The sequence below is a fragment of the Mesorhizobium sp. B2-3-12 genome (assembly GCF_006442205.1).
In the GTDB taxonomy this organism is placed as follows: Bacteria; Pseudomonadota; Alphaproteobacteria; order Rhizobiales; family Rhizobiaceae; genus Mesorhizobium.
Map to the genome: position 1 here is coordinate 868599 of NZ_VFVR01000001.1, position 25674 is coordinate 894272.

Consider the following 25674-nt stretch of genomic DNA (forward strand, 5'->3'; position numbering starts at 1 on the left):
AATGGATGCGAAAACCGTCTCGCTGAGTCTTTGCAGCAACGGTTTCGAGGCTTTTGAGAAGGTGTTGAAGTTCATCCATCACGTGAACTTCAAGCCACCTTAAAGCAGCTGGCCGAGGAACTCCTGCACGGCGTGTCCGGAGCGGAAATTGCCGATGCGCTTGATCTCCCACTGCAGCCGGATGCCGGAATGTTCCAGCACCCGCGCGCGCACCGTCTCGCCGAGATATTCGAGGTCGTAGCCGGTCGCGGTGCCGGTGTTGATCATGAAGTTGCAGTGCATCGGCGACATCTGCGCGCCGCCGATCATCAGGCCCCGGCAACCCGCCTTGTCGATCTCCTTCCAGGCCGACGTGCCTTCCGGATTCTTGAAGGTCGAGCCGCCCGTCTTCTCACGGATCGGCTGCACGGTCTCGCGATGGTTCTGCACGGCGTCCATCGCCGCCTTGATCGTCGCCTTGTCCTCTGGATACCCCTCGAACCATGCCGACGTAAAAATCACGCCCGGTGTCGCTGCCGAATGTCGATAGGAATATTCCATGTCTTCGGCCAGGAAGGTCACGATATCGCCTTTGCGATTCACACCCTGCAGCTCGACAACCCGTTCGCGTGTCTCCACGCCGTTGGCGCCGGCGTTCATAATTAGCGCACCACCGATGGCACCTGGAATGCCGTGATAGAAATGGAAGCCGCCAATGCCTTCCTCCAGGGCAAACGCGGCCAAGCGTTTGTCTGGGGCAGCGGCGCCTGCCTTAATCGCACCGCTAGGCGCTCTTTCAATCTGGCCAAATCCTTTGGCCGAAAGCCTGACGACGAAACCGGGAATACCGCCGTCGCGCACAAGAAGGTTCGATCCGACACCGACAACGGTCAGCGGGATTTCCTCCGGCACCGCGCGCATAAACGCGGCAAGGTCCTCCTCGTCCGCCGGCTGGAACAGCGCCTCGGCAAGGCCGCCTGCCCGGAACCAGGTGATCTTGTCCATCTCGGCATTCGGCGTGACGCGGCCGCGCAGGCCTGCAAGCCGGTCGCCAAGTCTGTCGATCATGGCCTGGCCGTTCATCATGAGGCGGCGAGCTCCTTCGGCAGCGCATAGGCCCATTGGGTGATGTTGCCTGCGCCGAGGAAGACCACGAAGTCGCCAGGCTTCGCCAGCTCACGGATGATCGGCGCGATATCGGCCGGCCCCTCGATGTAGCGGGCATCACGATGACCGCCGGCGCGGATGCGCGACACCAGCGCATCCGATGTCACGCCGTCGATCGGCTCTTCGCCGGCAGCGTAGACCGGAGCCACCATCACCGTATCGGCGTCGTTGAAGCAGGCGGAGAACTCGTTGAACAGATCATGCAGCCGGGTAAAGCGGTGCGGCTGGGCAATGGCGATGACACGCCCCTTAGTGGCGCTGCGCGCCGCCTTCAGCACCGCCGAGATTTCGACCGGGTGATGGCCATAGTCGTCGAACACGTCGACGCCGTTCCAGGAGCCGGTATGGGTGAAGCGGCGCTTGACGCCGGCGAAGGACGACAGGCCCTTCTTGATCGCCTCGGCCGACAGGCCGAGCTCGTGCGCGACGGCGATCGCCGCGGTGGCGTTGGAGACGTTGTGGAGGCCAGGCATCGGCAGGCGCAGGCCCGCGATCGTCGTCTGGCCGCGCCCCTTGCGGTCGCGAATGACCACGTCGAACTCCGAAGTGGCGCCCGCCATGCGGTGGTTGGTGAAGCGCACGTCGGCCTGCGCGTTCTCGCCATAGGTGATGACGCGCCGGTCCTCGATGCGGCCGACCAGCGCCTGCACTTCCGGGTGGTCCGTGCACATCACGCCAAAGCCGTAGAACGGCACGTTCTCGACGAACTGGCGGAACGCCTCGCGCACCTTGTCGAAGCTGCCATAGTGATCGAGATGCTCGGGATCGATGTTGGTGACGACGGCAATGTCGGCCGGCAGCTTGAGGAAGGTCCCATCGCTCTCGTCGGCCTCGACCACCATCCACTCGCCGTCGCCCATGCGGGCATTGGTGCCGTAGGCATTGATGATGCCGCCATTGATGACGGTCGGATCGAGCCCGCCGGCCTCGAGCAAGGTCGCCACCATCGAGGTCGTCGTCGTCTTGCCATGCGTGCCGCCGATGGCGACGGCCTGGCGGAAGCGCATCAGCTCGGCCAGCATTTCGGCGCGGCGGACGATGGGTAGCAATTTCTCCCGCGCGGCCTTCAGTTCCGGATTGGATTTCTTGATCGCCGTCGAAACGACGATGACCTCGGCATCGCCGAGATTCTCCGCCTTGTGGCCGACGAAGCAGTCAATGCCCTTGTCGCGCAGCCGCTGCACATTGGCGCTGTCGGCCTGGTCGGACCCCTGCACCTTGTAGCCGAGATTGTGCAGCACCTCGGCGATGCCGCTCATGCCGATGCCGCCAATGCCGATGAAATGCACAAGGCCGATGGTCTGCGGCATCTTCATGCGTGCGTCCCCTTCCTGAAATCCGATACTGTTTTGCGGGACGCAATAGCCTCTGTGAGGTCGGCGAGCAACCGCGCCGCGTCGGGCCTGCCGACCGACCTGGCCGCGGCAGCCATCGTCGCCAGCCGCTCCGGCTCGTCCATCAGGGCGCCGAGCAATGCCGCGATGCGCTCGGGCGAAAGCGAGGATTGCGCATGCACTTCGCCGCCGCCGGCCGCGGCAAGGGCCGCCGCATTGGCCGCCTGGTCGTGATCGAGCGCATAGGGGTAAGGCACCAGCAGCGCCGGCCGGCCGATGACGGCGATCTCCGACACGGTCGAGGCGCCGGAACGCGAGATTACAAGATGCGCCGCGGCAATGCGCGCCGCCATGTCGGTGAAGAAGGGCGAAACCTCGACGGCGACGCCAAGGGCGGCATAGGCTGCCTTCACCCGCGCCACGTCGTCCGCGCGCGCCTGCTGCGTGATCAGCAATCGCTTGCGTTGTGCATCGGAAAGCAGCGCGATCGCCCCCGGCATGGCATCGGAAAAGAATTGCGCGCCCTGGCTGCCGCCGAACACCAGCAGGCGGAAAGGCTCGTCCCCGGTCGAAGCCGCGTAAGGTGCCCTGGCTGCTTCGAGCACAGCCGGCCTGACCGGATTGCCGGTCGTCACCGTCTTGGCACCGGCCGCACTCTCGTCCTGCGGCAGGAAGCCGCCGGCGATCGCATCGACACGGCCGGCCAGCGCCCGGTTGGCGCGCCCCATCACGGCGTTCTGCTCGTGGATCAGCGTCGGCACCTTACGGCGCGTCGCCGCGTAGAGCGGCGGCAGGGTCGGATAGCCGCCGAAGCCGACCACGGCCTCCGGCTTGATCCTGCCGATGATGGCGGAGGCCTGCCGCACGCCGCGCCAGATTTTCCAGAAGGCGCCAAGCAGGGCGACGGGGTTTTTCGAGCCCATCGTCGCCGACTGGATCGGATGGATGGCGGCGGCCGGGAAATGGCCGGCAAACCGCTCGGCGCGGGTATCGGTCGCCAGATGCACCGACCAGCCGCGCTCGATCAGTTCATGCGCCAGCGCTTCGGCTGGAAACAGGTGTCCGCCGGTGCCACCCGCGCACAGAAGAATAACGCCTCTGGCCATGTCACTCCGCCGGCATGGCGCGCTGCGGCAGCGTAAAGCCCATCTGCTTGCGCTTTTCCGGCCGCTTGCGCGTCAGCGCCAGCACCATGCCCATGGAGATGGCGATCGCAATCTGCGAGGAGCCGCCATAGGAGATGAAGGGCAGCGTCATGCCCTTGGCCGGCATCAGTTGCAGGTTGACGCACATGTTGATGACGGCCTGCAAGCCAAAGACCGTGACGAGCCCTCCGACGGCATAGCGGGTGAAGTCGTCATGCTCCTTCATCGCAGCATTGAGGCCGCGCAGCACGATGAAGGCGAAGAGCGACATGATGAAGAAGCACATGATCAGCCCGAACTCCTCACCAGCGACCGAGAAGACGAAATCGGTGTGAGCGTCCGGAACAATGCGCTTGACGGTTCCCTCGCCCGGCCCGACGCCAAACCAGTTGCCGTTGATCAGTGCCTCGCGGCCCATATCGACCTGGAACGTATCGCCCTCGCCGGTCAGGAATTTGTCGATGCGCAGGGCAACGTGCGGGAACACCGTGTAGGCGGCGAACACGCCACCGACGCCCAAGCCGCCGAGCACGATGATCCACATCCAGGGCAGCCCCGCCATGAAGAACATGATGCCCCAGGTGCCGGTGGTCAGCATGGTCTGGCCGAGGTCCGGCTGCGCCACCAGCAGCGACACGACCAGCACCAGCAGCAGCATGGCGAACAGATTGCCGGGAATGTCAGGCTGGCGCTTGTGCTCGGCGAACAGCCACGCGCACATGATGACGAAGGCCGGTTTGAGGAATTCCGAAGGCTGGATCGACAGGCCGGCAAGCGACACCCAGCGGCGCGCGCCCTTCACCTCGACGCCGACATAGAGCACCGCCACCATCAGCACCAGCATTAGGCACAGCATGATCAGCGACATGCGCCGGATCTCTCTGGAATCGAGGAAGGAGACCGCCAGCATCACGCCGAGCGCCGGTACGGTGAAGATGATCTGCCTTGTGGCGAAGTGGAAGCTGTCGAGGCCGATGCGTTCGGCGACCGCGGGACTTGCCGCGAAGGACAAGACGATGCCGAGCCCCATCAGCGACAGGAACGCCGCCAGGAACCAGCGATCGATCGTCCACCACCAGGTTGCGACCGGACTTTTGTCGAGACGGCTCTGCATTATCGTGCCCCTCCGATGGGTTTGACGCCATCTATAGCGCTCGCAGCTTGCCTGAAGGCTTCGCCGCGAACCTCGAAATTCTTGAACTGGTCGAAACTGGCGCAGGCCGGCGAGAGCAGCACCACCGCCTCGCCGCTGTCGTCTTTGGCTGCGTCCTGCGCGGCGTGCTCGACCGCGGCCGCCAACGTGCCCGAGATCTCGTAGGGCACGGCCTCGCCCAGCGTCGCCGAAAAGGCGGGGGCGGCCTCACCGATCAGATAGGCCTTGGCGATGCGCGGGAAGAAGCCGCGCAGCGGCTCGATGCCGCCTTCCTTGGGCAGCCCGCCGGCGATCCAGTAGATGCGGTTGAAACTCGACAGCGCCGGTGCCGCGGCATCGGCATTGGTCGCCTTGGAATCGTTGACGAACAGCACATGATCCTTGCGGCCGACCTGCTCCATGCGATGGGCCAGGCCCGGGAAGCTTTCGAGCCCCGACTGGATCTCGCCGAGGTCGAGGCCGACCCTGAGGCAAGCGGCGACGGCGGCCAGCGCGTTCTGCGCATTGTGCTGGCCGCGCAGCGAGCCGATGCCGTCGAGGAAGGCGACACGGCTGTAGCGGCCATGCACGGCTTCCATCAGATTGGTGCCGTCGGCGAAATAGCCGTCGGTCAGCGGCAGACGCTTGGAAATGCGGATGACCTGCCGTCCCGCCCGCTCCAGCCGCTCGGCGATCTGCGCGCACCAGGAATCGTCGATGCCAATGATCGCCGTTTCGCTGCCCGCCACCAGCCGCTCCTTGATCGAGGCGTAGTGCTGCATGGTGCCATGGCGGTCGAGATGGTCGGGCGTCAGATTGAGCAGGATGCCGGCCGTCGGATTGATCGAGGGCGCAAGGTCGATCTGGTAGGACGAGCATTCGACCACATAGTGCCGATCGGGCTTCGGCGGGTCGAGCGTCATCACCGCGCGGCCGATATTGCCGCCCATCTGCGTGTCGCGCCCGCTGGCTTGAAGGATATGCGCCGTCAGCGCGGTCGTCGTCGACTTGCCGTTGGTGCCGGTTATCCCGACGAAGGGAGCGGTCGGCGCGCCGAGGGTCCGTTCGCGGCAGAACAGTTCGATGTCGCCGATCACCTCGACGCCGGCGCCGCGTGCGAGCTCCACCGTCCAGTGCGGCTTGGGATGCGTCAAAGGCACGCCGGGCGACAGCACGAAGGCCGAGAATTTCGCCCAGTCGGCGCCCCGCAGGTCGGCGGTGGCGATGCCGGTGGCGGCGGCCTTGGCGACGCTGTCGGGATTGTCGTCCCAGGCCAGAACATCAGCGCCCCCCTCGATCAGCGCGCGCGCCGTGGCGATCCCCGAGCCACCCAGCCCGAAGAGCGAAACGCGCTTGCCTGCGAAGGATGCGGCGGGGATCAAAGGGCAGCCTATCTGAGCTTGAGGGTGGAAAGGCCGACCAGCGCCAGGATGACAGCGATGATCCAGAAGCGGATCACCACCTGGCTTTCGGTCCAGCCGAGCTTTTCGAAATGATGGTGGATCGGCGCCATCAGGAAGACCCGCTTCCCGGTCATCTTGAAGTAGCCGACCTGGATGATCACCGAGAGGATCTCGACCACGAACAGGCCGCCGACGATGACCAGCACGATCTCGTGCTTGGTCGCCACCGCGACAGTGCCGATCAGGCCACCCATGGCGAGCGACCCGGTGTCGCCCATGAAGATCGCCGCCGGCGGCGCGTTGAACCAGAGGAAGCCGAGGCCGGCGCCGATGACCGCGCCAAGCACGACCGCCAGTTCACCGGTGCCGGGCACGAAATGGATCTGCAGATATTCGGCGAACACCGCGTTGCCCGAGAGGTAGGCGATGACGCCGAACGACGCCGCAGCGATCATGATCGGCACGATCGCCAGGCCGTCGAGACCGTCGGTCAGGTTCACCGCATTGCCGGCGCCGACGATGACGAAGCAGGAGAACGGAATGAAGAACCAGCCGAGATTGACGATGAATTCCTTGGCGAAGGGGAATGTCAGCGACGACGAGAACGGCGCCTGGCCGTTGTGCATGATCACCCAGGCGGCAATGCCGGCGATGATGAATTCAAGACCAAGCCGCGCCTTGCCGGAGAAGCCCAGATGCGACTGCTTGGTCACTTTCAGGTAGTCGTCGTAGAAGCCGATCGAGCCGAAGCCCAGCGTCACCAGCAGCACCACCCAGACATAGATGCTCGATAGGTTCGCCCATAAAAGCGAGGAGCCGATGATGCCGGACAGGATCATCAGTCCGCCCATGGTCGGCGTACCGGCCTTCTTGAAATGGGTCTGCGGCCCGTCGGCACGGATCGGCTGGCCCTTGCCTTGCCGGAGCCGCAGCGAATTGATGATGGTCGGCCCGAAGATGAAGACGATCAGCGCCGAAGTGATCAGCGCCCCGCCGGTGCGGAACGTGATGTAGCGGAAGACGTTGAAGACGGAGACCTTGTCCGCGAAATCGACCAGCAGTGTGAACATGCGTTTTCGTCCCCCGACTAGGTCTGGTTGCTGGTTGTCGTCTCGGCCGGGAATTTGCCCAGCAGCGCATCGACCAGTTTTGCAAAACCGATGCCCTTCGACGATTTGATCATCACCACGTCGCCCGGCTTCAGCGCGGCGAGCAGCACCGGCTTCAACTCCTCGACGCCGGCGCGGTATTCCGTCTCGATATCGCCCGGCAGCGCGTCCGCCAGCGAGCGCATTTCCGGCCCGCCGAGAAAGACGGTGCGCGTGCCCGTGCCGACGATGAGATCGGCAAGCGCGGCATGCAGCTTGGCCGAATGGTCGCCGAGTTCCAGCATGTCGCCAAGCACGGCGATGCGCCTGCCCTCGCCCGTCACCGGGGTTGCGTTGAGAAGCGCCATGGCGGCCGCCATCGAGGCCGGATTGGCGTTGTAGCTCTCGTCGATCAGCGTGATGTATCCCTTGGAATGGCGCAGCACATGGCGCTTGCCGCGGCCGCGCTCGGCGGAGAGATCCACCAGCGCCAACGCCACCTTGTCGAGATCGGCGCCGACCAGATGCGCGGCACCCAGCACCGCCAGCACATTCTGCACCATGTGCCGGCCGGGCGCTCCGATACGCGCGATCATGTCGTGGCCGCTGATCCTGGCGGCGATGTCGGAATGGTCGGCGTGCAACTCGCACTTGGTGAGCTTGAAGGTCGAGCGTGCATTCTCGCCGAAGCCATAGACATGCTCGACGCCGGCGGCCTGAGCCATCTTGTCCAGCAGCTTGAAACGCGCATCGTCGCGGTTGAGGACGGCGGCACCGTCGGGCTCCAGCCCTTCGAAAATCTCGGCCTTGGCCTTAGCGATCTCGTCCAGATTCTTGAAGAAGCCGAGATGCGCGGCCGCGATCATGGTGACGATGGCGACGTGCGGCCGCACCATCTTCACCAGCGGCCGGATCTCGTCGGGATGGTTCATGCCGATCTCGAACACGGCATAGTCGCAGTCGACGGGCATGCGCGCCAAGGTCAGCGGCACGCCCCAATGGTTGTTGAAGGACTGCGCCGAGGCATGCACCTTGCCGACGGATGAAAGCACGTGGCGCAGCGCCTCCTTGGTGGTGGTCTTGCCCGCCGATCCGGTGACCGCGATGACCTTGGCCTGTGAGCGCGTCCGCGCGGCGACACCGAGCTTTTCCAGCGCCACCAGGACGTCCTCGACGACGATGATCGGCGCCGTCAGCCGGCCGAGAGACGGCAGCTTGCCTTCCGCCACCACCAGCACGCCGGCGCCGGCCTTGATGGCCGCGGTGACGAAGTCGTGGCCATCCATCGCCTCGCCCTTGATGGCAAAGAAGGCATCGCCCGGCTGCAGGCTGCGGCTGTCGATCGAAATGCCCGATATGCCTTCCGGCATGGGGCCGAGCGGCCGCCCGTCCGTGGCGGCAATCAGCGCTTCCGAAGTCCACAGCAAATTCATGCGGCGCGCTCCCTGAGCGCTGCCCGCACTTCCTCGTGGTCGGAGAAATGCAGCGTTTGCGAACCGATCGTCTGGCCTTCCTCATGCCCCTTGCCGGCCACGATCAGCGTGTCGCCGGCATGCAGCATGGCGACTGCCTCGTGGATTGCCTTGCGCCGGTCGCCGATCTCGATGGCGCCGGGCGCCGCTGCAAGAATGGCGGCGCGGATCGTTTCCGGCACTTCCGAGCGCGGATTGTCGTCGGTGACGATGACGACGTCGGCAAGCCGTGTCGCGATCTCGCCCATGATCGGCCGTTTGCCCCGGTCACGGTCGCCGCCGCAGCCGAACACGACCATCACCCGGCCGGTGGTGAACGGGCGTACCGACGCCAGCACATTCTGCAGCGCATCGGGCTTGTGAGCGTAGTCGACATAGACCGGCGCGCCGCCCGCCGTGGTGCCGACGAGGTCGAGCCGGCCCGGCGCGCCTTTCAATTTCTCCAGTGCCGCCAAGGCCTTGGCGACAGGCGTTCCAGTGGAAATGGCAAGTCCCGCCGAAACCAGCGCATTGGCGATCTGGAAATCACCGGCGAGCGGCAGGTCGATCTCGTGGATCACACCGTCGGCCTCGACCTCGGCACGCTGGCGATGACGTTCATGCTCGACCCGCTTCAACCTGAGGAAATCGCCATGGCGGCCGACCGTCAGCACGTCGAGCCCGGCGGCTCGCGCCGCTTTTATCGTCGGTTCAGACCACGGATCGTCGGCGAAGACGATCGCGGGCGCGCCCTTCGGCAGCAGCGTGTCGAACAGGCGCAATTTGGCGCGATGATAATCCTCAATGGTCGGATGGTAATCCATGTGGTCGCGGCCGAGATTGGTGAAACCGCCGGCGGCAAGCTTGACGCCGTCTAGGCGGCGCTGGTCGAGCCCGTGGCTGGAGGCCTCCATCGATGCGTGGGTAACGCCGGCATCCGCCAATTCCCTGAGCAACTGGTGCAGGGCGACCGGATCCGGCGTCGTCAGCGACCCATATTCGTTGCGGCCGGGCGCCACCACGCCGGTGGTGCCGATCGAGGCGGCGGCGTATCCCGCCTGCTCCCAGATCTGCCTGGTGAAGGCCGCGACCGACGTCTTACCGCTGGTGCCGGTCACCGCGACCATGGTTTGCGGCTGGTTGCCGAAGTGGCGGGCGGCGCTCAACGCCAATGCCAGGCGCGGATCATCGACCGCCAGCACCGGAACCGGCAAATCGCCAAGGCCGCTGCCTTTGCCCGCGACGATCGCGGCAGCGCCACGCTGGGCCGCGTCGGCGGCGTAGCTCGCGCCATCGGCCCTGGTTCCGGCGAGCGCGAAAAAGACGACGCCCGGTTTTACCTGGCGGGAATCCGACGAGATGCCGGTAACCTCCAGATCGGCGGAAGCTGTTCCTTCGACTGGCAGGATACCGGCTAGATCTTTGAGCTTCATCGAGTCCCGTTCACCGCAACAAAATAGCGCGCAGTTGCCGGCGCGCCCTAAGAATCACTGATAGGAAACCAGCGTTGCACCATTTTCATGGCTGAAATCTGGCTTCACGCCAAGCATGGCCGCCGAACGCCTGATGATATTGCCGGCCATGACCCCCGCATTGTTGGCCGCGACGTCGGTCATCCCAGGCTTTTCCGGATGCGGGGCGTCGGCGATCGTGAACACCAGATATTGCGGATCGTCCATCGGGAAGGCGGCGACGAAGGTGTTGAAATTCAAGTCCTTCGAGTAACGGCCATTGATGACCTTCTCGGCCGTTCCGGTCTTGCCGCCGACGCGGTAACCGGGAACCCGGGCGTTTCTGGCCGACCCCTTCTCGGCGTTGAGCGAATAGAGGTAGCGCATGCCCTCGACGGTCTTTTCGCTGACCACTTTCTTGGCCGCCGCCATCGCATCCTCCTGGCTGCGGACCAGGAAGGTCGGCGGCATCAGAAAGCCGCCATTGACCAGCGCCGCGCAGCCGACGGCCGCCTGCAGCGGCGTCGTCGACACGCCATGGCCGAAGGCGATGGTGAACGAATTGACCTGCTTCCAGACTTTCGGCTCGGTCGGACGGGCGACTTCGGGCAGTTCGGTCTGCATCTTTTCCAGAATGCCGAGGCGATGCAGGAATTCGCGGTGCGCCTCGATGCCGACCAGCTCGGCCTCCCTGGCCGACCCGATGTTGGAGGAATAGAGGAACACCTCCGGCAGCGACAGCACACGGTTCTTGCCGTGGAAATCGTGAATGGCCTGGTGCCCGACCCGGATCGGATGCGAAGCGTCGAAGCGGCTCGACATCGTCGCCTTGCCGGAATCGAGCGCCATGGCCGAAGTGAAGCTCTTGAAGGTCGAGCCCATCTCGTAGAGCCCCGCCGACATCCGGTTGAGCCGATCCTTGTCCTGCGCATTATAGGGGTTGTTCGGATCGAAATCCGGCACCGAGGCCATGGCCACCACTTCGCCGGTCTTGACGTTGAGCACGACGGCGCCCGCGCCCATGGCGCGATAGCGCTCCAGGCCGGCGGCGATCTCGTCGCGCACCACATGCTGGACCCGCAGATCGATCGAAAGCTTCACCGGCCTGAGATCCTTGGCCACCGCCAGGCCCGACGCCTGCAGGTCGCTAAGCCCCTGCTCGTCGATGTATTTCTCCATGCCGGAGATGCCCTGGTTGTCGATGTTGGTCAGGCCGACAATGTAGGACGAGGTCTCGCCGCTCGGATAGAAACGACGCTTTTCGGTGCGGAAGCCGAAACCGGGAATGCCAAGCTGCATGATGTCGGCCTGCTGCTTGGGCGTCAGTTGCCGCTGCAGCCAGACGAAGCCGGCTCCGCTCTTCAGCTTGTGATAGGTCTGCTCGTAATCGATCTCCGGCAGCACCGTCGACAGCTTCTCGATCGCCTCGTCGGCATCGACGATGCGGCGCGGCTCGGCGAACAGCGACGCCGTCTTGATGTCGGTGGCCAGCACCTCGCCGTTGCGATCGACGATGTCGGGACGTGAGGCGGTCACCCGGCTCTGCGGACCGCCCGACAGGTCGGGAGTCTGGAAACCGAGATAGACCAGCCGCCCCGATATGGTCGAGAAGATACCGAAAAACACCGCCATGGTCATGACGATGCGCGCCTTGCCCTTGCCGCCTGTCGCCTTGCGGGCGCCTTCGACCACGATCGACCTGTCCTCGCCCGTCCTGGCGCGGCTTGCCGTGGCGAAGCGCTTCAGCAGTTTGCCGATCATTGGGCGATGTCTCCGGTCACGACGGGATCCTTGTCGCCCGCGGGCGCCTTGTCGGCATTGTCGGCCATGGCGCCCTGGCGCCCGTTCAGGATGTCCTGGATGTCGAGGGCCTTGGCCGGCAGGTCACCCAGACCCACGATCTGGCGGCCACTGACCGGTTCCAGTGCGAGCTGCGATTTGTACAGCTCGGCCAACTTCTGCAGCCGCGACGGCTGGGTGAGCAGGCTCCAGTCGGCCTTGAGCAGGTCGATGGTGTCCTCCTCGTAGCGTATCTGGGCATGGATCTTCTGCACGGCCGCCAACTGGTCCTCGGCCTCGCGCTTGGCCTTGTAGGTCAAGGCCGCCGCCGAAACCATGACGGCGATCAGGACAATGTCGCTGGTACGAAACACGTGCTTACCTCTCCCCCGGCCGATCGATGCCGGGAAGCTTTGGAAGGCCGAAGATCGAAAAATCGCCGCTGCGCGCCGGAGCCTCGGTGCGAATTGCCGCACGCAGCCTGGCCGAACGGGCGCGTGGATTGGCCGCGACCTCGGCGTCATCAGCCGTCACGCCGCCGCCGGCCTTGCGGAAGGTCGCGGTGCGCGCCTGCGCCTCCGGCATATGGCGCGAACCGGTCATGGCGTCCGCGCGGTCGGCGATGAAGCGCTTGACGATACGGTCTTCCAGCGAATGGAACGTCACCACCACGAGCCGCCCGCCCGGCTTCAGCGCGCGCTCGGCCGCCAGCAAGGCCCTGGCCAATTCGCCGAGCTCGTCATTGACGAAGATGCGCAGCGCCTGGAAGACCCGCGTCGCCGGATGGATCTTGTCCTTGGGCGCGCGGCCGATATGCGTCTCGATGGCGTCGGCAAGTTCCAGCGTGCGCTCGAACGGCCGCTTTTCCCGGCGCGCCTCGATCATGCGGGCGATACGGCCGGCGTGACGCTCCTCGCCGAGGAAGCCGAAGATGCGGGCAAGGTCGCCCGGCTTGAAACTGTTGACGACATCGGCGGCGCTGAGCCCTGCCTGCGCCATGCGCATGTCGAGCGGGCCATCGAAGCGGAAGGAAAAGCCGCGCTCGGCCTGGTCGAGCTGCATCGAGGAGACGCCGATGTCGAGCACGACGCCATCGGCGCTGTCGATATGTTCGTCCAGCGTCGAGAACGGCGCCTGCACCAGCCTTAACCTGCCGCCGGATCGCGCCTCGAGGTCGCGGCCGGCCGCGATGGCATCCGGATCGCGGTCGATCGCAACCACGGACGCGCCGGACGCCAGGATGGCCTTGGTATAACCGCCGGCACCGAACGTGCCGTCGATGACGATGTCGCCCTCCGCCGGCGCCAGCGCTTCCAGCACTTCGCCAAGGAGGACCGGAATGTGGCGGACCGATCCGCCAACGGCGTTGATATCATCGCCGTGGCCCACCGTCATTCCGATCGCTCCCCAGCCTTCGCCTCGTGAGCCTTGGCCTCGTGAGCCTTCGTCCCCTGCCGAAGCTGCAAAAGCCTGGCCCGCGCCTGCGCCCCATAGGTCGCAAGCCGTCCAGGCTCCCAGATCTGAAAGAAATTGCCGCGCCCGACAAAGGCCACCTCCGCCGAGATGCCGGTATGTTCGCGAATGAAATCGGTCATGGTGATGCGACCGTCCTGGTCGAGTTTCAGGAACGCTCCGTCGCCATGGCAGAAGAACGACATGTCGTCCGCCGTCTGCAGGAAGGGATCTTCCTGCGCGATGCGCTGCTCGTAGCGGTCGAGCAGATCGAGGCCGCCGACATCCATCGCCGGCAGGTCCAGGCAACGCAGCGCATAGAGTTCCGAATAGCCGCGCTTCTGCACGACGGCACGAAAATGCGCCGGAACGGACACCCGCCCCTTCGCATCGATCCTGCTCACCGTGTTCGACAGAAACCGGTCCATCACGCGTTACAGCCGCTTGCGCCGCCGCACCCCTCTTCATCGTGTCGCACGCGCCACCGCCGCGCGTTCCCTGCCCCGCACCCACCTCGTCCACACAGGCGAAAACCGGCAAACGCACAGCCGCCGCGGCTGCCCGATTGGCGTACGCTTTACCCTGACGCGGAACGAAGGCTTTGATGTCGAAATGGGATATCATGGGGCACTATGGGCGTCAACGGGAATAGGCTTCACAGACGTGCGCATCTCGACCGACGAGCGCAGCCGTCACGGCACGTCTCGTCTTTATGATCCATTAAGCCTAACGAAGCGTTTAGAGCCGTCTGGCCCAACTCGACACGCCTTGCCGAGGGCCTTTGCCGGGCATAGCGTCGAGCGACGTCTTTCGCCGCACTACACGGCCAATTACAAGGATCGAACTCATGTCCGAGACGGCAAGGTCACGCGCCGCCGAACTTTCCCATTTGCGCAGCCGCGATTTCGGCAAGGGCGATCCGATCCCATTGCCGCTGACCATGGCTTCGATCTTTCACACGCCGGGCACCGAGACCGGGATCGATCAATATGGTCGTTACGACAATCCAACCTGGCGCGCCGTGGAACATGTACTCGGCCACCTGGAAGACGCACAATGCGTGAGTTTCCCCTCTGGAATGGCCGCGATCTCCGCGGTGTTCTTCGCGCTTTTGAAATCGGGCGATCGCGTGCTTTTGCCCGCGGACGGCTACCACGCCACGCGCGCGATGGCCGAACGCTTCCTGAAGCCTCTGGGCGTGAACTTCGATGTCAGACCGACGCCGACTTTCCTTGACGGCGGCTTCGAAGGCTATTCGTTGGTCTTCATGGAAACGCCATCCAATCCACGCCTGGACATTTGCGATATCTCGGCCGTTTCCCAGGCTGTCCGCGAACAGGGCGCGATCCTTGTCGTCGACAACACGACGATGACGCCATTCGGCCAGCGGCCACTCGACTTCGGCGCCGATGCCGTCGTCTCCGCCGACACCAAGGCGGTTAACGGTCACTCCGACGTGCTGTTCGGTCATGTCGCCTGCCGCAACGCCGATATCGTCACCAAGGTGGCGGATTGGCGCGGAATGGTCGGTGGCATTCCCGGACCTTTCGAGGCGTGGCTGGTGCATCGCGGCCTCGAAACACTGGAGGTACGGTTCGACCGCATGTGCTCATCGGCCGAAACGATCGCGCAACGGCTGAAGGAACATCGCGCGGTGCGCGGCCTGCGTTTTCCCGGCCTCGATGGCGATCCCTCGCACAACCTCGCCCGCGCCCAGATGGAGCGCTTCGGCTTTCTCATCTCGTTCGAGCTCGCCTCCGAGCAAGAGGCCGAGGATTTCATCGACAATTGCCACCTGATAGAGGCCGCGACCTCTTTCGGCGGCGTCCACACTTCAGCCGAGCGGCGTTTGAAGCGAGGCGACGCGGTGCCGCCTGGCTTTGTCCGCCTGTCGGTCGGCTGCGAGCCGGTGGAAGAGCTCTGGAAGGCGATCGAGGCCTCCCTGGACAGGATCAGCGGCTGACAAATCGACTACGCGCCGAGGTCATCGGCTTCGATGTTGCGACGACCATGGAGCACGCGAAGAATTTCGATGGCATCGGCGCTGATACGATACAGAGTGAGATACTCGCTGATGACCAAATGACGGATGCCGGGCCCGATATCGTCGCGTGGCGCACCTGAGAAGGGATGCAAGGTCAGCAAATCCCAACGTCTTTCCATGGCGTCCACGAGGCGAGCAGCAGCGCGCGGGTCATGGCTGGCGATGTAGTCACCGATGCCTTCGAGATCGACGGCGGCTTGAGGAAGCAGTCGATATTTCACTCCTGAAAGCCTTTGGCCTCGGCCATCTTCAGGTATTTCGCGCGCAGTCGTTCCATGATTGGCTGGCCGTCTTGCGCCGGCCCGCTGTCGATCCCCTCCTGCACCAGCTTGCGCAGTTCCTCGACCGTGTAGCCCATCAGGTCACGGCGGTCCTTCCACTGTCGCAACGCATCGCGGATCACTTCGCTCGCTGAGGCATATTCTCCGGCCGCGACCACATCGTCGACCGCTTGTGCCAGTTCCGGCGAAAGCGTGATGCTGCGTTTGTCGACCTGACCCATGATAGGCTCCCGCTGATGAGCCGCGATGGTACGATTTAATCGCACCAGTTTCAAGAAAATGGGGCGAAGGCTCTATGCCTCATGGCGATTCAAGGCCGCGCCACGCCCTTGAATCGGAAGCTGCGCCCAAGGGCGCACCTACTGATATCGAAAGACTTATCCCGGATATCGCGGAGAAAACTGCCAGCTGGCCTGTAAGCCGGGTTTTGTATGGCCCTCGCCCCTTGCGAGGCGAGAACGTGGCGGCCATTCATCTTGGGCGCATGTTGCCATGCGCCTCACGCAACCTACCCGGACGGTGAGCCGGAAACAGCCCTCGAGGGTTTCCCCTCGCACCGCCCCTATTCGGTCTTGCTCCCGGTGGGGTTTACCGTGCCGCTCCTGTTGCCAGTCGCGCGGTGGGCTCTTACCCCACCCTTTCACCCTTACCCCGACTAGTCGGGGCGGTTTGCTTTCTGTGGCACTTTCCCTGGGGTCGCCCCCGCCGGCCATTAACCGGCACCGTGTATCCATGGAGCCCGGACTTTCCTCACCCGCGGCCTTTCGGCGTTTGCGGGTGCGGCCGCCCGGCCAGCTGGCAGGGCGTATAAAGGGGTTCACACCACAAAACGCAACCGAAAAAGCCCGTCGTGACCGGTTCTTGTCAAGCCGGCGCGCCGACAGCCGCCAGCTGAACCTTGACCTTGCTGCAGTAAGCCGCCGAAACCGGGTTCATGCGGGTGGCGCCATGGCCGGCATTGTATTTCAGGATCGTGCCGCAGGTCGTGCCGCCGCCGAGGTCGCGCGCCATGGCGAGGTACTTCATGCCGTATTTGATATTGGTGTCGGGATCGAACAGGCCCTTGGCCGATCCGTTGTAACCCATCATCCGCGCGGTTGCCGGCTTGATCTGCATCAGGCCGATCTCGCCGGCGCCGCCGACCATGTTCGGCCGGTAATTGCTCTCGATCTTGATCACGGCGTCGGCCAGCGACACCGGAACCCCGTAGCTCGCCGCATAGCGGGCGACAATCGCGGAATACTGGCCGCTGCTCGCCACGGCCGCGGTCGACGCGGCGACGTTCCTGAGACCGATCGATGCCGTCGTCGTCATGTCCACGGTTTTGCGGCCGCGCTTTGTCCTCTTGGCGGAGGATTTCCGCGCCTTGGCCCAGCTTGCCTTTTCCACCTTCGCGGAAGCCTGCTTCGTCGTCGCCTTCGCACTCTTGCTGCCTTTGGCCGAAATGGGGTTGCCCTTGGCGGATGCCGTGACGAGGCCCTGATCGGCCCGCTGGCTTAACGGCGCGGCGTCGGCCGCACTGAAGGCAAAGCTCATTGCGCCGGCAGCAAGAGCTGCCGTTAAAACGGTCAATTTCTGCATGTGATCCTGTTTTGTTGGGGCCATGCGAAGATTTCGCGCGGCGACGCTTGGTTACCATCGGAACACGTGGGGCTTGATGTCCGACAAACTGTACGAAACGCCCTTTGAAGCCCGATTTGGAACCAATGAAGGCGGCGCAAGTCACTTTCCGTGACAGTTTGTAACTTTATGACGTTTGGGGATTACTTGAATCAGTCAGGATCCGACGGAAGCAAGCAGCTTCCGCAGCGTACGCATCGTCGAGGCGTCGGCAAATCCGTCGACCAGGCGCGGCCGGAAATGCCGCTGGAAGGCCTCGACGACGATCCGTGTCCGATCGTCGAAAACACCCGATATCTCGGCGCCATAGCCGTAGATCGACAGCATCGACTGCAGCTCCTCGACATCGGGACCGTGGTCGCCGGACTTCAACGCGGCTCCGCGCCTGATGGGAGCGGCAGGCACGAGATGGCCGACACCGGCCTTAAACAGCGCCCCCCATGGAAACTTCTCGCCCGGATCGATCTTGCGCCCCGGCGCCACGTCGGAGTGCGCCAGCACCCGCTCGGCGGCGATTTCATGCCGCGCGGCGATCCCCTTGCACAGCGCGATGACCGCCGTGATCTGACGTTTCGGAAAGCCAGGATAGCCCAGTGAATGGCCCGGATTGACGATTTCAATGCCGACCGAGCAGGAATTGATGTCGGTGCGCCCGAACCAGGAACTCTGGCCGGCGTGCCAGGCGCGGTCGCTTTCCCGGACCATCTGCACGATGTGTCCATTCTCATGAACCAGATAATGCGATGAGACTTCACTGGCGGGATCACACAGCCAGGCTTCGGCCCCCGCACCGGTCGCCATGCCCGTATAGTGCAGCACGATCATGTCCGGCTTCAGCCCGTCGCGCCTTGGCCCGAAATTCGGTGACACCCTGACCTCGGCGCTCGGCTCGTCGGGCAGGAAGCCGCTCATGCGTGCCGCAGACCCCGTTCGATCATCTCGTAGGCCGCGTTGATCGCCGCCACCCTGGTCGTCGCGATCTTGATGAATTCCTGCGGCAGCCCGCGCGCGATCAGCCGATCCGGATGGTTGTCGGACACCAGCTTGCGATAGCGTTTCCGGACCTCCTCGAACGGCTTGCCGCGCTCAATGCCGAGCACGACATAGGGGTCGCCGGCGCCAAGATTGACGTGCCGGGCCATGATCGACTCGTAATGCGTGTCGTCGATGCGGAAGATCTCGGCGATACGGTGCAGGAAGATGCCTTCGCGCTCATGCACCAGCCCATCGGCCTTGGCGATGTGGAACAGGCCATCGAGTATGTCTTCCAGCATGACGCAATTGGAGTGCCCGGAGCCGCAAAGCTGCGCCATGCGCTCGGCATAGGTTTCGAAACCGGCCACGTCCTGCTGGGCGAGATCGAACAGACGTGCAACGTTGCGCGTCTCCTTCGGCGGCACTTCGAATATTTCCTGGAACGCACGCACCTCGTCCTGGGTGACGATGCCGTCGGCCTTGGCCATCTTGGCCGACAGCGCGATCATGGCCACCGAGAAGGCGACGCGGCGGCGCAGGTCGGCGTCGCCGGAAAAAACCGTGCGCACGGCTTCGACCACGTCGGCGACGCCAGACGTGGTCGAAGACGAAACCCGCGTGATGAAGTCGCCGAGGCGGTCCCAAATCGACATGGCCCGCTTCATAGAGCGAACCGGTCCCCGCTATCAAGCCAATAAAGGCCACCTCTAGGCCTGTGAACCCGAGGCGATTGCCGGTGCCGATGGTGGGTCTTCACGAGAAAAGGCCGGCATCACGCCGGCCTCCCTCCCAAGACACTCACTGCTTACAAACTACTGCGCGGGCGCAGGAGCAGGCGTTGCCGGAGCCGGCTCGGCAGGCTTGGTCGAATTATCAGTCGGGGCCGCGGGCTTCATCGGCTGCTCGGCGGCCGGCGGATTGGTGCTCTGCGTCGTGGTGTTGTCAGTGCCGGTGCCGCTGTCGCTGCAGGCCGCGACGCCCAGCAGGGCAAGTGCGGACACGGAAGCAAGAATGATCTTTTTCATAACATCTCTCCTTCAACACACGTTCACGTTGCGGTGAACGGTCGAAGGGAAAATGCGTGACTGGGCCGAGGGTTTCGTAACGTTGCGTTTCCGCCTGTAACATCAATGGCATGCGGGCGACATTGCTGCCGGCGCTTCGGCGCTTTAACAACGACACCGCAAACGCAATACCGGAGACACAGGCATGGCCGCGAAATGGGATTTCTGGATCGATCGCGGCGGCACCTTCACCGATATTATCGGCCGTGACCCGCAAGGCGGGCTGCATCCGCGCAAGCTGCTGTCGGAGAATCCCGAGGCCTATGCCGATGCGGCGATTCAGGGCATCCGCGACCTGCTCGGCCTGGAGCCGGCGGCCGCCATCCCGTCCGGCCTGATCGGCGACGTCAAGATGGGAACCACGGTAGCCACCAACGCCCTTCTGGAGCGCAAGGGCGATCGTGTGCTGTTGCTCATCACCAAGGGATTTCGCGATGCGCTCAAGATCGCCTATCAGGCGCGGCCCGACATCTTCGCCAAGGAGATCATCCTTCCCGAACAGCTCTACGAGCGCGTCATCGAGGTCAACGAGCGCGTGCTCGCCGATGGCTGCGTCGAACGGCTGCTCGACATCGCGGCCTGCCGGCCGGCCATGGAGCAGGCGAAAGCCGATGGCATCGACGCCGTCGCCATCGTCTTCATGCATGCCTGGAAATATCCCGATCACGAGAAGGCGGTGGCAAAGGTCTGTCGCAAGCTCGGTTTCGGCCAGGTCTCGGTCAGCCACGAGGTCTCGCCGCTGATCAAGCTGGTCGGCCGCGGCGACACGGCGGTCGTCGACGCCTATCTGTCGCCGATCCTGTCGCGCTATGTGCAAAGGGTGGCGGGAGAACTGGGCACGGCGGGAGGGAACGACGAATCCCCCCGCCTCATGTTCATGATGTCTTCCGGCGGGCTTACCGCCGCCGACATGTTCCAAGGCAAGGACGCGCTCTTGTCGGGCCCGGCCGGCGGCGTCGTCGGCATGGTCGAGACGGCCAAGCTCGCGGGTTTCGACAAGGTCATCGGCTTCGACATGGGCGGCACCTCCACCGATGTCGCTCACTATGACGGCGAATATGAGCGGGCCTTCGACACCGAAGTCGCCGGGGTGCGCGTGCGCGCCCCGATGATGCGCATCCACACCGTCGCCGCCGGCGGCGGCTCGATCCTGCACTACGAGGCCGGCCGTTTCCGCGTCGGACCGGATTCCGCTGGCGCCAATCCCGGCCCCGCCGCCTATCGGCGCGGCGGGCCGCTTGCCGTCACCGACGCCAACGTCATGCTCGGCAAACTGCGGCCCGATTTCTTCCCGTCGATCTTCGGCCCGGACCAGGACGCGCCGCTCGACGCGCAAACCGTGCGCGCGAAATTCGAAACACTGGCCTCCGAGATCGGCGACGGCCGCACGCCCGAAGCGGTCGCCGAAGGCTTCGTCACCATCGCGGTCGAGAACATGGCCAATGCGATCAAGAAGATTTCCGTCCAGCGCGGCTACGACGTCACCGAATATCTCCTGAACTGCTTCGGTGGCGCCGGCGGCCAGCACGCCTGCCTGGTCGCCGACGCGCTCGGCATGGAGGCGGTGCTGATCCATCCCTTCTCCGGCCTGCTTTCGGCCTACGGCATCGGCCTCGCCTCGGTGTTCGCCTCGCGCCAGCAGGCGCTGCTGAAGCCGCTCGCCGAAGAGTCCAGAACGGAGATCGGCGACCTCATCGCCACCTTGAAAAAGGCCGTGGTCGCGGAGCTGGCGGCGCAAGGCATCGCCGAGAACGCGGTCGCCACCAAGCCGGTGCTGCACATCCGCTATGACGGCACCGACACGGCACTGCCGGTGAATTTCGAGGCGGATTCGATCTTCCAGGCCAGGCGCGATTTCGAAATCGCCCACAAGGCGCAGTTCGGCTTCGTCTATGACGACAAGCCGATGATCGTCGAGACGGTCGGCGTCGAAGGCACCGAAACCGGCCAGACCAGCGCCGAAGCCCATGCGCCCGCCGGACCGGCGAAGGCCAAGCCGGACACCTCCGAGACCAGGCCTGTCTACACGGAAGGCAAGTGGCATGAAGCTGGCGTCTACCGCCGCGAAAACCTCAGGCCGTCCAGTCTGGTCGCTGGTCCCGCCTTGATCATCGAGCCGAACCAGACCATCGTCGTCGAGCCTGGCTGGCGGGCCGAAATCACGGACGTCAACCACGTCGTCATACGCCGCACGGAAAAGAAAGCGCGCGCCGCAGCCCTCGGCACGCAAGCCGATCCGGTGATGCTCGAAGTCTTCAACAATCTCTTCATGTCGATCGCCGAACAGATGGGCGTGACGCTGCAGAACACCGCCTATTCCGTCAACATCAAGGAAAGGCTGGATTTTTCCTGCGCGGTCTTCGACCACACCGGGGCGCTGGTCGCCAATGCGCCGCACATGCCGGTGCATCTCGGCTCCATGGACCGTTCGGTCGAAACCATCATCCGGCTGAACTCCGGCGATATCCATCCCGGCGACGTTTTTGCCTTGAACGCCCCCTATAATGGCGGCACCCATCTGCCCGACATCACCGTGGTGACGCCGGTCTTCGACGATGCCAGGACAAACATCCTCTTCTGGGCGGCCTCGCGCGGCCACCACGCCGATATTGGCGGCACCGCCCCCGGCTCGATGACGCCGCTCGCCACCACGGTCGACGAGGAAGGCGTGCTGTTCGACAATTTCCGCGTCGTCGACCGCGGAAAATTCCGCGAGACGGAGCTGCATACGCTGCTCACCGACCACCCCTATCCGGCCCGCAACCCGCAGCAGAACATCGCCGACCTCAAGGCCCAGATCGCGGCCAACGAGAAAGGCGTGGCGGAGTTGCGCAAGATGGTCACGCATTTCGGCCTCGATGTCGTCCAGGCCTATATGGGCCATGTCCAGGACAATGCGGCCGAGAGCGTAAGGCGTGTGCTGGAGCGGCTGCCCGATACATCGGAGTATGAATATCCGACCGATACGGGCCAGGTGATCAAGGTCAGGATATCGGTCGACCGGCAAAAACGCGAGGCGACCGTCGATTTCAGCGGCACGTCGCCTGTCATGAAGAACAATTTCAACGCTCCGGAGCCCGTCGCTCGTGCCGCGGTACTCTATGCCTTCCGCGTCATGGTCGAGGACATGATCCCGATGAATGCCGGGTGCCTCAGGCCGATCAACATCGTCATTCCCGATGGCTGCATGCTGAAGCCCGCCTACCCTGCCGCCGTCGTCGCCGGCAATGTCGAGACCTCACAGCACGTCACCAACGCGCTGTTCGGCGCCATGGGCGCGATGGCCAATGCGCAGGGAACGATGAACAACCTGACCTTCGGCAACAAGAAATATCAGTATTACGAGACGATCTGCTCCGGCTCGCCGGCAGGGCATATGAATTCGGGGCGCGGCTTTGCCGGCACGTCGGGCGTGCACACCCACATGACCAATTCGCGTCTCACCGACCCGGAAGTGCTGGAACTGCGCTTTCCCGTGGTGCTGGAGGATTTCCACATCCGCCAGGGTTCCGGCGGCAAGGGCAAATGGAGCGCCGGCGACGGCACAAGACGCACCATCCGCTTCCTCGAAAAGATGGAATGCGCGATCCTGTCCTCGCACCGCAACCGCCCGCCGCAGGGGCTGGACGGTGGCGGCGACGGCGAGGTCGGCTCGACCAAGGTGCGCCGCAACGACGGCACGGTCGATGTGCTGAAAGCCTGTGACCAGACCATGCTTGAGGCAGGCGAGGCTGTCATCCTGAGGACACCAACGCCGGGAGGGTTTGGCAAGCTGTAAGAAAGGCGTCAACAAGCTGTCACTGGCCTGTCATGACCCTGGGTTACCCGCTTGCGGCAAAGCAAATGGGGAATCACTTTGCCATGACGGACGTCTCCTCGGATCTGGTTTTTCGCCGCGGCAAGGAAGTTGGCAAGGCCGTCTACCAGAACCGCGCGCTTTCAAAAGCCGGCATCTCCGAGCGGCTGTTCGCCTTCCTGTTTTCCGGCCTGGTCTATCCGCAGATCTGGGAAGACCCTGACGTCGACATGGAGGCGATGCAGCTTGGCCAGGGCCACCGCGTCGTCACAATCGCGTCAGGCGGCTGCAACATCCTGGCCTATCTCACCCGCTCGCCGGCACGGATCGACGCCGTTGACCTCAACGCCGCCCACATCGCGCTGAACCGCATGAAGCTGGAAGCGGTTCGCCATCTGCCCTCGCAAGGCGACCTGTTCCGCTTCTTCGGTGCAGCCGATACCAGCCATAATTCGGAAGCCTACGACCGCTTCATCGCGCCGCATCTCGATCCGGTCAGCCGGCATTACTGGGAGCGCCGCAACTGGCGCGGCAACAGGCGCATCGCTGTTTTCGACCGCAATTTCTACCAGACCGGACTGCTCGGCCTGTTCATCGCCATGGGCCACCGCACGGCGAAATTCTTCGGCGTCAACCCGGCGCGCATGATGGAAGCCAGGAATATCGGCGAGCAGCGCCGCTTCTTCAACGAGGAACTGGCGCCGGTCTTCGACAGGAAGCTTCTGAAGTGGGCGACCTCGCGCAAGGCTTCCCTGTTCGGCCTCGGCATTCCGCCGGCGCAGTACGATTCGCTGATCACCTCCGGCGACGGCACCATGGCCAGCGTGCTGAAGGCCCGGCTGGAAAAGCTCGCCTGCGATTTCCCCCTGCAAAACAATTACTTCGCCTGGCAGGCTTTCGCCCGCCGCTACCCGGAACCAGGCGAGGCCGCCCTGCCCGCCTATCTGGAAAAGCAGAACTACGACACCATTCGCGGCAACATCGACCGCGTCGCCATCCACCATGCCAACCTGATCGAATTCCTCGCCGGCAAGGATGCCGGCGCCGTCGACCGCTTCATCCTGCTCGACGCGCAGGACTGGATGACCGACGACCAGCTCAATGCGCTGTGGTCGGAGATCACCCGCACGGCCTCGGCCGGCGCCCGCGTCATCTTCCGCACCGCCGCCGAGCCCAGCCTGCTGCCAGGTCGCGTCTCCACCTCGCTGCTCGACCAGTGGGACTATAAGGACGAAGCATCGCGTGAATTCTCGGCCCGCGACCGCTCCGCCATCTATGGCGGCTTCCATCTCTATGTGAAGCGCGCGGCATGAGCACGACGGAACTGCCGGCCAGCCCCGAATTCAAGGCTAACCATGCCGAATTGATGGACGGCGTCTACCGCTGGCAGCGCCACATCTATGACCTGACGCGCAAATACTACCTGCTCGGCCGCGACCGGCTGATCGCGGGGCTGGACGTACCGCCGGGCGGCACCGTTCTGGAGCTCGGCTGCGGCACCGGCCGCAACATCATCCTCGCCGCCCGCGCCTATCCAGACGCGCGCTTCTTCGGTCTCGATATTTCGGCCGAAATGCTGGAAACGGCGGGCAAGGCGATCGACCGCGAAGGCCTGTCGGACCGGGTCGTGCTGGCAAGGGGCGATGCCACCGATTTCGCCGCCAAGGCGCTGTTCGGCAAAGCCAGCTTCGACCGGGTCTTCGTCTCCTATTCGCTATCGATGATCCCGGGCTGGGAGAAGACGGTCTCGGCGGCACTTGCCGCGCTGACCCCGACGGGCTCGCTGCACGTGGTCGATTTCGGCCAGCAGGAAGGCCTGCCGGGGTGGTTTCGCGCCTTGCTGCGCGGGTGGCTGAAAAAATTCCACGTCACGCCACGCGAATCCCTGCGTGACGGTCTGGAATCGGAAGCCGAGCGCGCCAGCGCAACCTTCCGTTTTCGCACGCTTTATCGTGGCTATGCCTGGCTGGCTGTGATCAAGCTCGGGTAAAAGTGGCCCGAGTTCGGGGCGCTTTCGCATTCGCGCTGGCCACCTGCCGCTCCATTCCCACCCCCGGCGGATGCGGTTATGGTATGACCTCAAGGTGAGGTGACACATGTTGATGACCACACGCAAGCCTGCAACGGTGGGCGAAATCCTCACGGAAGAATTCATGCAGCCGCTCGGCCTGACACAGGCTGCTTTGGCGGAAGCGATGGGGGTCCAGCGCAAGCATGTCAACGAATTGTGCAACGACCGCCGCAACGTGACGGCTGCGACCGCGCTCATCCTGGCGCGGGTCTTCGGCAACAGCCCGGATTTCTGGCTCAACGTGCAGCGCCGCAGTGATCTTTGGACGGTCATGAACTCGCCCGACGAGCGAGCGCGTGTCGATCGCGCCAAGCCTTTGGCGACCGCGGCATAGAAGACAGATTGTATCGATCGACTTCCGCTTTAGAGCGGTTCAGCGTTTAATAGAAACGCCGAACCGCTCTAGCTCTTTGTTTCCACGCAATTCCCAAGGGGAAGCGCT

At 64.2% G+C, this 25674-nt stretch carries 23 protein-coding genes and 1 other RNA gene; 5 read left to right on the top strand and 19 right to left on the bottom strand.

Features of this window, described 5'->3' with window-relative positions; genetic code table 11:
• Positions 1-99 precede the first annotated feature (99 nt).
• The 12 genes from murB to mraZ are packed head-to-tail and all read right to left on the bottom strand — an operon-like array spanning position 100 to position 13809.
• Complete coding sequence (gene murB / locus FJ948_RS04235; RefSeq protein ID WP_140701913.1) at positions 100-1065, bottom strand: UDP-N-acetylmuramate dehydrogenase; 966 nt, start codon at positions 1063-1065, stop codon at positions 100-102.
• Complete coding sequence (gene murC, locus FJ948_RS04240; RefSeq protein ID WP_140701914.1) at positions 1062-2462, bottom strand: UDP-N-acetylmuramate--L-alanine ligase; 1401 nt, start codon at positions 2460-2462, stop codon at positions 1062-1064. Before murC ends, murB begins: the two co-directional genes overlap by 4 nt.
• Positions 2459-3586 (bottom strand): undecaprenyldiphospho-muramoylpentapeptide beta-N-acetylglucosaminyltransferase, encoded by a 1128-nt coding sequence (gene murG, locus FJ948_RS04245; RefSeq protein WP_140701915.1) that lies wholly within the window; start codon positions 3584-3586, stop codon positions 2459-2461. Before murG ends, murC begins: the two co-directional genes overlap by 4 nt.
• A gap of 1 nt (position 3587) precedes the next feature.
• Complete coding sequence (gene ftsW / locus FJ948_RS04250) at positions 3588-4739, bottom strand: putative lipid II flippase FtsW (RefSeq protein ID WP_140701916.1); 1152 nt, start codon at positions 4737-4739, stop codon at positions 3588-3590.
• Positions 4739-6139, bottom strand: coding sequence for a UDP-N-acetylmuramoyl-L-alanine--D-glutamate ligase (gene murD, locus FJ948_RS04255; protein ID WP_140701917.1), 1401 nt, complete (start codon positions 6137-6139; stop codon positions 4739-4741). Before murD ends, ftsW begins: the two co-directional genes overlap by 1 nt.
• Before the next feature lie 8 nt (positions 6140-6147).
• Positions 6148-7230, bottom strand: a complete 1083-nt coding sequence (mraY, locus tag FJ948_RS04260) for a phospho-N-acetylmuramoyl-pentapeptide-transferase (RefSeq protein WP_140701918.1) — start codon at positions 7228-7230, stop codon at positions 6148-6150.
• A 17-nt stretch (positions 7231-7247) separates the two neighbouring features.
• Complete coding sequence (locus FJ948_RS04265; protein ID WP_140701919.1) at positions 7248-8681, bottom strand: UDP-N-acetylmuramoylalanyl-D-glutamyl-2,6-diaminopimelate--D-alanyl-D-alanine ligase; 1434 nt, start codon at positions 8679-8681, stop codon at positions 7248-7250.
• Positions 8678-10132, bottom strand: a complete 1455-nt coding sequence (locus tag FJ948_RS04270) for a UDP-N-acetylmuramoyl-L-alanyl-D-glutamate--2,6-diaminopimelate ligase (protein WP_140701920.1) — start codon at positions 10130-10132, stop codon at positions 8678-8680. The genes FJ948_RS04265 and FJ948_RS04270 overlap by 4 nt, the downstream gene beginning before the upstream one ends.
• 54 nt (positions 10133-10186) lie before the next feature.
• Entirely contained in the window at positions 10187-11911 is a 1725-nt protein-coding gene (locus FJ948_RS04275; RefSeq protein ID WP_140701921.1) for a penicillin-binding protein 2, read from the bottom strand.
• A complete protein-coding gene (locus FJ948_RS04280) occupies positions 11908-12303 on the bottom strand; it encodes a hypothetical protein (RefSeq protein WP_140701922.1) in 396 nt (131 codons plus the stop codon). The genes FJ948_RS04275 and FJ948_RS04280 overlap by 4 nt, the downstream gene beginning before the upstream one ends.
• A gap of 4 nt (positions 12304-12307) precedes the next feature.
• Entirely contained in the window at positions 12308-13324 is a 1017-nt protein-coding gene (gene rsmH, locus FJ948_RS04285; protein WP_140701923.1) for a 16S rRNA (cytosine(1402)-N(4))-methyltransferase RsmH, read from the bottom strand.
• Entirely contained in the window at positions 13321-13809 is a 489-nt protein-coding gene (mraZ, locus tag FJ948_RS04290) for a division/cell wall cluster transcriptional repressor MraZ (protein ID WP_140702253.1), read from the bottom strand. Before mraZ ends, rsmH begins: the two co-directional genes overlap by 4 nt.
• Before the next feature lie 419 nt (positions 13810-14228).
• Here mraZ and FJ948_RS04295 point away from each other — a divergent pair, with 419 nt between their 5' ends.
• A complete protein-coding gene (locus FJ948_RS04295; protein WP_140701924.1) occupies positions 14229-15344 on the top strand; it encodes a cystathionine gamma-lyase in 1116 nt (371 codons plus the stop codon).
• Positions 15345-15352: 8 nt separating this feature from the next.
• Here FJ948_RS04295 and FJ948_RS04300 read toward each other — a convergent pair whose 3' ends face one another.
• The 7 genes from FJ948_RS04300 to FJ948_RS04330 form a co-directional block, all read right to left on the bottom strand.
• Positions 15353-15646, bottom strand: a complete 294-nt coding sequence (locus FJ948_RS04300; RefSeq protein WP_140701925.1) for a type II toxin-antitoxin system RelE/ParE family toxin — start codon at positions 15644-15646, stop codon at positions 15353-15355.
• Complete coding sequence (locus FJ948_RS04305; protein WP_140701926.1) at positions 15643-15927, bottom strand: type II toxin-antitoxin system ParD family antitoxin; 285 nt, start codon at positions 15925-15927, stop codon at positions 15643-15645. Before FJ948_RS04305 ends, FJ948_RS04300 begins: the two co-directional genes overlap by 4 nt.
• Positions 15928-16106: 179 nt before the next feature.
• An RNA gene (rnpB, locus tag FJ948_RS04310) (RNase P RNA component class A) lies at positions 16107-16505 on the bottom strand.
• 65 nt (positions 16506-16570) lie between these two features.
• Positions 16571-17287: a transglycosylase SLT domain-containing protein gene (locus FJ948_RS04315; protein WP_140701927.1), complete on the bottom strand. Its 717-nt coding sequence runs from the start codon at positions 17285-17287 to the stop codon at positions 16571-16573.
• A gap of 195 nt (positions 17288-17482) precedes the next feature.
• Positions 17483-18238, bottom strand: coding sequence for an N-acetylmuramoyl-L-alanine amidase (locus tag FJ948_RS04320; RefSeq protein ID WP_140701928.1), 756 nt, complete (start codon positions 18236-18238; stop codon positions 17483-17485).
• Complete coding sequence (locus FJ948_RS04325) at positions 18235-18954, bottom strand: DnaJ family molecular chaperone (protein WP_140701929.1); 720 nt, start codon at positions 18952-18954, stop codon at positions 18235-18237. The genes FJ948_RS04320 and FJ948_RS04325 overlap by 4 nt, the downstream gene beginning before the upstream one ends.
• A gap of 159 nt (positions 18955-19113) precedes the next feature.
• Complete coding sequence (locus tag FJ948_RS04330) at positions 19114-19326, bottom strand: hypothetical protein (protein ID WP_140701930.1); 213 nt, start codon at positions 19324-19326, stop codon at positions 19114-19116.
• 184 nt (positions 19327-19510) lie between these two features.
• Between FJ948_RS04330 and FJ948_RS04335 the strand changes: the two genes are divergently transcribed.
• The 4 genes from FJ948_RS04335 to FJ948_RS04350 all read left to right on the top strand — a co-directional run bounded on the left by FJ948_RS04335 (position 19511) and on the right by FJ948_RS04350 (position 25566).
• The gene (locus FJ948_RS04335; protein ID WP_140701931.1) at positions 19511-23143 is read left to right on the top strand and encodes a hydantoinase B/oxoprolinase family protein; all 3633 of its coding nucleotides are present in this window, start codon (positions 19511-19513) and stop codon (positions 23141-23143) included.
• 32 nt (positions 23144-23175) lie between these two features.
• Complete coding sequence (locus FJ948_RS04340; RefSeq protein ID WP_140701932.1) at positions 23176-24474, top strand: DUF3419 family protein; 1299 nt, start codon at positions 23176-23178, stop codon at positions 24472-24474.
• Positions 24471-25151: a class I SAM-dependent methyltransferase gene (locus FJ948_RS04345; RefSeq protein ID WP_140701933.1), complete on the top strand. Its 681-nt coding sequence runs from the start codon at positions 24471-24473 to the stop codon at positions 25149-25151. The genes FJ948_RS04340 and FJ948_RS04345 overlap by 4 nt, the downstream gene beginning before the upstream one ends.
• Positions 25152-25257: 106 nt before the next feature.
• Positions 25258-25566, top strand: coding sequence for a HigA family addiction module antitoxin (locus FJ948_RS04350; protein ID WP_140701934.1), 309 nt, complete (start codon positions 25258-25260; stop codon positions 25564-25566).
• Positions 25567-25674 lie beyond the last annotated feature (108 nt).